Genomic DNA, 8957 nt, shown 5'->3' on the forward strand with positions numbered 1-8957 from the left:
ATTGTGCTGGAGACGACGGCTTTGCTGCCTAATGCAACATATCTTCGGTATAAATGGTGTGGTCTGAGACGTGTTCGAACAGTTCATGACCATTGCTGGTGTGGGTGTCGACGAACATGCCCTGGCCATCATTGATGACGTAATAGTTACCAGCCGCGTTCTTGGCTAACATGACCACGACTTCTTCACCCTGATGGAGCACTTCGCTGTCGGTAACGGCCATTTTCGTAGTGCCACCCTGAGTAAAGGTGATGGACTTCCCGCTGAGACCCTTGAAATGTTCATCGATCTTTAGCGTTTGGGTGGTGTAGTAGTTCTTGGGCGCCTTGTGGTGGGCGACACTCTTGGTAATTTTGCCCTCCACGATGGTGCCGGCGTCCTTACGAATGGCTTCCACCCCGTAGATCCCATTGGAGTAATCCTTGAGGTGGTCGACGGTCAGTGTGGGCTTGGCTGAGGAAGCCAGCACTTTTTTCGTACTGAGTGGGGTCGTGTAGACCTTCTTGGCACCACGGATATCGACGTTGCGCAGGGGATGCACCCGGTTGGCTGGATTCATTACGCTGATGGAGCCAGACTGGTTGTGGCTCAATCCCAGCGCGTGGCCCATTTCGTGAATAGCGACGTTGGTGCGTTGTTTCTTATTGTATTTGTATTTTTTTAAAACGGTGCGGTTAAGATACATGGCCGCGCCGGTCTGGTGGCCGGTCTTGTCATAAGACATGCCGTTGTAGGCCATCCCGGTAGCGTTGGTCCAGATACCGGAATTCTTGGCAACACTCGTGGTAAACGTGCGCGACTTTTTATTCTTGGTGGTCGACCATTTGAAGGCCTTAGAGTTATTCCAGGACTTGCGGGCCGCCGTCCAGATGGAACGGTAGTAGGCACTGATTGATTTATTGTAATAGGACGCCTTCTTAGCGGCGTAGCGGTACTTGTTTGCCGGCGTAGGGTTCTTGGTGGCCGCACTAGCAGAAACGCCGCCAAGGAGCGCTAAGCAGGTCGTTAGCAAGATGACAGATTTTTGCAAACGAAACGACTCCTCTCCAAATTAGCTGGGGATGGAACCAGTCACTAAAATGCCTTGTTACTAAACTGTCCAACCCGCTTATTACCTAAGCTTAGTCCCACAGTTAACGCTTGTCCAGACTGAATTAGGGGGTAATGGCTGGTGAAGATTAGCATGCAGTGTTCTGTAGGCCGTTCCTGGCGGCGGGCTCAAAGCGCCCTGCTGTGGGGCCGCTTTCTCAGGCTGAAACCTCAACTTTGCGCCTGCGAAGCGGTCTCAAAGGTTGGCCCATGCTCTAAGTAGAGAAGAGCGCTCCACAAGGACTATCGACACAGCAGGCCTGCCTCTGGTCACTGACGTTAAGCTTGTGGTGCAATTTTCACCACCCCTGAAGGTTAGCGCTGAGGGTGGCCCAAAATTCTGTCTGCTGTACGTAGATATTTCTCACTGAGACACGTCGTTATGCGATTGAGCGCGTGAGCAATTGGCTAATTTTTGACGCGTTTCTCCCTATATGTAGTCTAAATAAAATTCAGTCCATGGTAACGCTCCTCGTGCTTCCAGGCGGCGACGAGGTCTTGGGCAATGAAGAAATAGTCGGCAGCGGTCATGTTAGGACGAATCTCGTGTAGTTTTTGGGCGACGTCTTGCGTGGACAGGGCCTGCTGACCGAAGGCGTGATCAAATAAGTAGGTATCTAGGGCTTGCAATTGCGAATCTGTGAAGTGGAAGTTCAGGAGTATTAAGGCGCTGGGCTTGATTTTGGTCTTGGCGCAGATGGCGTTTAGGACCTCTAGCAACAAAAATTCGTGAGTCAGCGTAGCATCGTTCATGTGTGTTTTCCCCCTTGTCCTGTTAGAATACGGGAAAGTAGCGGCAATAGCTAGTAAATTGTCTTATAAATAAACTTAATAAATTATTCAGTATGCGTCATTAAATGATTTGTCAAAAAAACCGCCAATCAGGTGTGATTGGCGGCGTGAGTTCAAATATTAATGAGAGGCGCGAAAATTATGGTATAGATGCGGCATGATATGTTTGTCAGACGCCGCAATGATTACGCCGTTGAAGAGGATGGAGTAAAGCGTCCCTACGTTCACGGAGTAAATTTGCCGGGTGAACGCGTAGCAGACGGCAATCATAATGATCGGTGGGATGAAGTCGACGAATTGTGACGCCGTCGCGCGACCACCCAGGTACATGAAACGCAGGATGTTGGAGGTGTCATCGTTGGGATGCATAATCAGATTGGCTCGCTGGTAAATGGAAATTGAGCAGGCAAAGATGGTAACCCCCAAGATACTCAGCAGCATGCGCCAGGCTAAGTTCAGGTCGGGAATTCCCCATTTGGTAAACATCGCCACGAATAAATCAATGAAATAGCTGAAACCGGAAATGAAGACGACCTCACCAACAAAGCGGGGGATGTCGACCTGGTGAATCAGAAATTGGTTCAACAAGGCACTGCAGATCCCAACAATCAGGAGGATGACCCCCACGTTGCCATGAATCCAGTAGGCGATGTTGACGGCCGCCGCGGTCCAAATCCCACTACCGGCATTGGCAGCGACGCTCAGGGCGTTTCCAAAGGCGTTCAGGACCAGCCCGATGATGAGGGCGACGACGCGATAAGACATGTGATTCTTCTTCTCTTGCTGTTGCAAAACGACTCACCTCGACATATTTCCGTAGCGTTTCCTCCTATAGATAGCGGCGCGAGAAAAAGCCAGGTGGCGTTATGCATAGATATTAAATGTAGCGGATATTTATTACCCAATGATACAAAAAAATCAGCAACCACGAAGTTAACCTCGTGAAAGCTGATTAGTAAGTGATGGGCAGTCAGGGGATCGAACCCTGGACCCACGGATTAAGAGTCCGTTGCTCTGCCAGCTGAGCTAACTGCCCATGTGATTGATTTGTTGCTGTTGTATGTCTTCCATATCAACGAGAACTATCATATCATGCGGGTGCAGGGTGCGCAACCCCTTTTCCGAAAAAAGTTGATTTTTATTCAAAAAAACTGGGTATTTTATCAAACGTGAGGAAAACTTATCCCCGGTTTAATGCGGATTATAGGTATTTTTATTCCGAGAAAAAGTTTTTTGAGTTTTTTGGAATTTTTTCAAAATCGGGGTAAATCGAGGGCAAGTAAGTCGGTTTACGTGGCAAAAAAAGTTGAAAATTTTTTAGATTTTTTTGAAAAGGGCCGAATTTTGCGAAAATTCCGGTGTTTTTGACTGAGATGGACCAATTTAAGTGGCAATCAGCATTTCGGAAGTAATCATTAGGAGATACCCGCAACGGAAGCGACTTAAAAATCAATTGATTGAAGAAGATGACAGATTGGTGGGTGATGGCTTTTTCCAGTAAGGGACAATTAAGTTAGCTGAGGGAACCCAATTATTTTAGCTGGCTCACTAGAGTAGTTGGTCAGTCGGCGATCACGAAAATACGACGGGTTATCACACCAAAGCTAACTTTTAAGGTAGAAAAAAGCGCAGCCTAACCCGTAATCGATTTGACCTGAAATTGTAAAGAACCTCTTACTTCGCCGGCATAGGACGGGGCTTTCAATTGTTTTTCATGAACTTAGTTGACAAAATCTCACATTTTGTCAACTAAGCTATAGTATTTCCCGGGAAATACCAGGTTAAAATCACCTTAAATCCTTGATACACTAGGACTGAAAGAAACTTCATGATGTGTTATAATTCAGTTAGCGTTGCTCTCAACGACACCGGAACCTTATCGGGTCGGGCAGCGCCCCTTAAAAACACCAGGCGTTCAACAAAAGAGCGCCGATATTCCTTGACTTTAAACGATGAAAAAACTGAAAATAAACTGCTGTGGCCCCGTTGTCGGTGGTATTTTGACACCCAACGGCCGGCCTGCCGGTAATCCTGCAATTATCGGATCGCTCGTATTTCCCTTAAGGAGGAAATTTTTACTATGCCTAAGAAAATTCTCGTTGTCGATGATGAAAAACCAATTACTGATATTATGAAGTTTAATTTGGAAAAAGAAGGTTACGAAGTGGACGTCGCCTACGATGGCGAAGCCGCTGTGCAACAGGTCGAAGAGGGGAACCCGGACCTGGTTATTTTGGATTTGATGTTACCTAAGCTCGATGGCTTGGAAGTTGCCAAGTCTATCCGGAAAAAGCATGATATGCCAATCATCATGGTCACGGCCAAAGATTCTGAACTGGATAAGGTCGTGGGGCTGGAAGTTGGGGCCGATGATTACGTCACCAAGCCATTCTCTAACCGGGAATTGGTGGCCCGGGTCAAGGCTAACCTGCGGCGGCAAAGCGCTGCGGCACACGCCCAACCTGAAGAACCGGAAAACCAAGACATTGAAATCGGTGATTTAACCATCCATCCCGAAGCCTACTCCGTCTCCAAGCGCGGCGCTAACATTGATCTGACGCACCGCGAGTTTGAACTGCTCCACTACCTGGCCCAACATATTGGCCAAGTCATGACCCGGGAACACTTGCTGCAAACGGTCTGGGGCTATGATTACTTTGGTGATGTCCGGACGGTGGACGTGACGGTTCGGCGGCTCCGTGAAAAGATTGAAGATGCCCCTAGCCACCCAACTTGGCTGGTCACACGGCGGGGTGTCGGGTATTACCTGCGCAACCCAGATTCCGACCAAGCCTAGCGGTAACGCTAAATCTCGCATTGAGGAGTATGTGACTTCGTGAATAGTAAAATAAAATTTTTCCAGTCGATTCATTTTAAAATCGCGCTGGTCTTCGCGCTACTCCTACTTTTAACGCTGGAGATCGTTGGCGCTGTGTTTGTCCGTCAGTTGGAACGCCAGAACTTAAACACGTTCAAGGCTCAACAGGTGGTGCAGACCTACATTGTCAATCGGCTGTCTGACGAGTTGACTACGACGAGTGCCGCCAAGAGTGACAAACAAATCAAGTCGACACTGTCGGAAATCAACAATACCAATAACGCTCAGATTCGGGTCATCGACAACAAGGGGACCATCCGTGGGACCAATGAGGTCGATAACCAAGGAATCGTGGGCCAGAAAACCACTGATAATAACATTAAGAATGCCATCTACAACAATCGTGACGTGGTGCGGACGACCTATAATTCACAGAATAATAGTCGGTACTACACCACGATTACGCGGTTGATTCGGACCCAGGGAAATAACAGCGAGTTAGTCGGGGTTATTTACATGCGGTCCAGTCTGGACTCGGTCTATCAAAATATCAATCAAATCACGCTAATCTACGTATCGGCAACGTTTGTGGCGATTATTTTGGGGCTGGTCATGGCGATAATTATTTCCCGGGCTATAACCCGGCCAATCGATGAAATGAAGAAACAAACGTTGCGCATCGCTCGAGGGGACTACTCTGGCCACGTGCACGTGTATGGGAACGATGAACTGGGCCAACTGGCCAGCGCCGTCAATAACCTGTCCGTGCGGGTGGAAGAGGCCCAAGAGTCTACCGAGTCCGAACGGCGGCGACTCGACTCCGTCATGGCCCACATGACCGATGGGGTTATTGCCACCGATCGGCGCGGTAACGTGACCATCATTAACGAGACTGCTAGCAGCTTCCTGGACCACGACCCCGATGATGCCGTGGGTAAATCCATCTTGGACTTACTGGATATTCGTGACGACTATACATTGCGCGAACTGCTAGAAGATCCCGATGATTTAGTGTTGGATTTTTCCACTAAAGAACATGATTTGATCCTGCAAGCCTACTTCTCCTTGATTCAACGGGAGTCTGGCTTCATTTCCGGATTAGTTTGTGTGCTCCACGATGTCACCGAACAACAGAAAATCGACCAGGACCGGAAGGAATTCGTTTCCAACGTGTCCCATGAGTTGCGGACGCCGTTAACCTCCGTGCGGGCCTACATCGAGTCCCTGTCCGAAGGGGCTTGGAAGGATCCCGAGGTGGCGCCACGCTTCTTGAAGGTCACCCAGGAAGAAACTGACCGGATGATTCGGATGATCAACGACCTGTTGACGCTGTCACGGATGGACTCCGGGACACAAAAGGTCGACCTGGAAATGGTCAACTTAAACGAACTATTTAACTACGTGCTCGACCGCTTTGACATGATGTTGAAGCAAGATGATAAGCCCGAAAAGACCTACACCATCAAGCGCGACTTCACCAAGCGGGACCTCTGGGTCGAAATCGACACGGACCGCTTCACGCAGGTGCTGGATAACCTGATGAACAACGCCATCAAGTATTCACCCGATGGTGGCATCGTCACGGCCCGCCTGTTGGAGACCCACAACAACGTGATTTTAAGCGTGTCTGACCAAGGGTTAGGGATTCCACGGGCAGATATTCCGCGGATATTTGACCGGTTCTACCGGGTAGATAAGGCCCGTTCACGGGCACAAGGCGGAACTGGATTGGGTCTTGCGATTTCCAAGGAAGTCGTCCAAATGCTGGGCGGCCGAATCTGGGTCGACAGTCGCGAAGGCCGCGGGTCCACGTTCTACATTTCCTTGCCTTACAAGCCGTACGATGAGGAGGATCTCTGGGATGAAGATAACTAAAGCATTTCTACCACTGGGATTGACCTTAGCCGTGGCAGTCAGTGTGACGTTATCCGCCATGATTTGGACGAATCCCGCGCAGTATGAGCGCAGTCGCCAGCGCAGCTCCAATACGCCGACGACCGAGCTGAATACCCGGCCGCAAAAGGACGTTTATTTGCCGACCGAGGTGGTGTACACCAACGGCAGCGGCAAGCAAGAACTGCTGAACAACCGGAAAGTTAACCTGACCACGGAGATTCGCGAGGCCCTGTCTAAATGGGACCTGGGGAGTATCCGTCGGGTACAGCCCGGTTCACGTTCAGCGTACATGCATTATTTAACCACCAAGAGTAGTTTACTGATGTCCTATTCGGCACCGGTTAATATTAAAATGTTTAATACGATTTTTGGCAGTAAGCTCGCCCGGACCTCCGCGGAGTTTTCCCGGATCATGGTGCCGCTGAACGATGCCAAACACCTGTATTTGCTGGATGACAAGGATCAAGAAGTCTACCGGATCAGTGTGCGCAAGAGTGATCTCGCCGCGCTACAGAAGATTTTGAAGGAAAACTTGTTCCGCATCGACGTCCAGATGAAATGGTTCACCAAGTCGGCGATTCCGTACGTCACGAACAGTGTGACGGTTCAGTCGTATAGCTATTTGGTCAACCAACAGTCGACGGATTACTTTACCACCCGCTTGCTTAATAAGGGGGAGTCGACCAACGTTTCGGCTAAGAAGAATAAGGATAATACGATTTATAGCGACGGGGCCTCGCGCCAGCTGACCGTTTACAACAAGAGCGGGACGGCGTTGTACGAGGACTACAGTGCGCTACAATCGTCATTCAACTTCAGCCAGGCGCTCAGTGCCAGCTATAGTGCGGTCAAGTCCATCGGGATTCCCATGGAAAACCTGCGTTATTACGGCTACAATTCTGGGAAGTCGACCGTGACCTACCGGAGCTTCGTTGAAGGGTTCCCCATTTTTAACCAGAGTAACTACGGGGCGGCGCGGATTCAGATGTTAGCGCAGGGCGTCCGGCGGTACAATTTCTCACTGTACAGCCTGCAAGTGCCTGTTCCTAACGATAAGAAAGCCGAGTCGTTGCCTAGCACGCAAAGCGTCATTGACCGACTGGTAGCGGCCGGGTATAGTAAGAAGAAAATGGCGACGTTGCAGTTGGGTTACCAGTGGTTGGCCTCGTCCTCATCGGATAAGGTCGTCAATTTGACGCCAACCTGGTACGTGTTCTACAACGGAAGCTGGAAAACTTACGACCAGATGCTAAAGCAGTCATAAACCGGTCAAAAAAGGAGGGCGGTCCGGCATGGATTTTCGCCGCATCGAGTGGTTATTCTTAGTCGCGTTCATTGTTATTGATATCTTCTTGTTCGCCGCCTTTCAGCGCGATACGTCCGGGGAGACCGATACCACGTCCAGCCGCTCGGCCGATAGTGACACGACGATCATTAAGGAAATGCGCTCTGACGATATTACGTTTGACACGCCATCGAAGAAGAGTGGCGAGGGCTACTACATTTCCACAACTAACGACGATAGCATCAAGAGTAACCTGACCAGTTTGAGCGACCAGACCGTGCGTTACGAAACGGACGGGACGATTGCCTCGACGTTTAAGACGGCCGTCACCGGCGTGGACCCCAAGCATCCGGATAAAACGCTGGATACCGTGGTCAATAACGGTGCGCTCATTTTAAACGGGACGAATTACTTCTATAACAAACAGTTGTCGAGCCACAACACCGTGGTCTACACGCAACACGTGACGGACGGGCAGATTTATTCGCGTTACGGGGAAATCCGGTTTAGCCTGACCAATGACGGCCAGGTGACCGGCTACACCCAAGGGTATCTAACGGACGTCGCGACCTTGCGGGAAAAGACCGAGACCATTTCGGAACGCAAGGCGCTGATCTGGTTGTACCAGTACAATCAGATTGCCAACAACACCAAGATCGTCTGGACCAAGCTGGCGTACACGCGCTACTTCACGTTGAAGAATAGCAGCGTCTACATCCCAACCTGGGTCATCGCGGTCAAGGCCAACAGCGGCAACAACGCCGGCGTCCTCCAGCTGAAGCACGTCAACGCGTTCACCGGGGCCATCCTGACCAACGATAGCAACGTGAAGACGGTCAGCGGGACCTCGACTACCAGCAACTAAGCCAGGTTAACTGAAAAATGACGAAAGGCGGCCGCGAGCCGCCTTTTTTGCTGGGACAAAAAATTTTGGCTCTTTGTCAACGGGTGTTGATGAGGGGAATTTGAGAGGTTCAATTCATTTTCGAATTGGGCCTCTTTTTCTACGGCTTGTCAATAAGAATGTTGTTAAATTAACGATTTACAGTGAAGTGTTTCGGGTATTGGTTAGGTGAC

Annotated in this window: 7 protein-coding genes and 1 tRNA gene; 4 read left to right on the forward strand and 4 right to left on the reverse strand. The window is 49.8% G+C overall.

The features are described from left to right. Positions 1–28: 28 nt before the first annotated feature. The 4 genes from JUF13_RS12935 to JUF13_RS12950 form a co-directional block, all read right to left on the reverse strand. A complete protein-coding gene (locus tag JUF13_RS12935) occupies positions 29–1030 on the reverse strand; it encodes a matrixin family metalloprotease (protein WP_225893701.1) in 1002 nt (333 codons plus the stop codon). A 500-nt stretch (positions 1031–1530) separates the two neighbouring features. Then, entirely contained in the window at positions 1531–1842 is a 312-nt protein-coding gene (locus JUF13_RS12940) for a hypothetical protein (protein ID WP_203640024.1), read from the reverse strand. Between the two features lie 159 nt (positions 1843–2001). Then, the gene (locus tag JUF13_RS12945; RefSeq protein WP_225893702.1) at positions 2002–2673 is read right to left on the reverse strand and encodes a DUF6198 family protein; all 672 of its coding nucleotides are present in this window, start codon (positions 2671–2673) and stop codon (positions 2002–2004) included. A gap of 171 nt (positions 2674–2844) precedes the next feature. Next, positions 2845–2917, reverse strand: a tRNA-Lys gene (locus JUF13_RS12950). A gap of 1044 nt (positions 2918–3961) precedes the next feature. On the opposite strand from JUF13_RS12950, the gene yycF reads away from it, so the two are divergent. From yycF to JUF13_RS12970, 4 genes are read left to right on the forward strand one after another with little or no spacing between them, the layout of a single operon-like run. After that, complete coding sequence (gene yycF, locus JUF13_RS12955; RefSeq protein WP_125764968.1) at positions 3962–4678, forward strand: response regulator YycF; 717 nt, start codon at positions 3962–3964, stop codon at positions 4676–4678. A gap of 39 nt (positions 4679–4717) precedes the next feature. Continuing rightward, entirely contained in the window at positions 4718–6574 is a 1857-nt protein-coding gene (gene walK, locus JUF13_RS12960) for a cell wall metabolism sensor histidine kinase WalK (protein WP_203640025.1), read from the forward strand. Further along, on the forward strand, positions 6561–7859 hold the full coding sequence (locus JUF13_RS12965; protein WP_203640026.1) for a YycH family regulatory protein: 1299 nt from the start codon (positions 6561–6563) through the stop codon (positions 7857–7859). Before walK ends, JUF13_RS12965 begins: the two co-directional genes overlap by 14 nt. A 28-nt stretch (positions 7860–7887) precedes the next feature. Beyond that, complete coding sequence (locus tag JUF13_RS12970; RefSeq protein WP_203640027.1) at positions 7888–8745, forward strand: two-component system regulatory protein YycI; 858 nt, start codon at positions 7888–7890, stop codon at positions 8743–8745. The last annotated feature ends 212 nt before the right edge of the window (positions 8746–8957 follow it).

This window comes from Levilactobacillus wangkuiensis, from assembly GCF_016861605.1.
In the GTDB taxonomy this organism is placed as follows: domain Bacteria; phylum Bacillota; class Bacilli; order Lactobacillales; family Lactobacillaceae; genus Levilactobacillus; species Levilactobacillus wangkuiensis.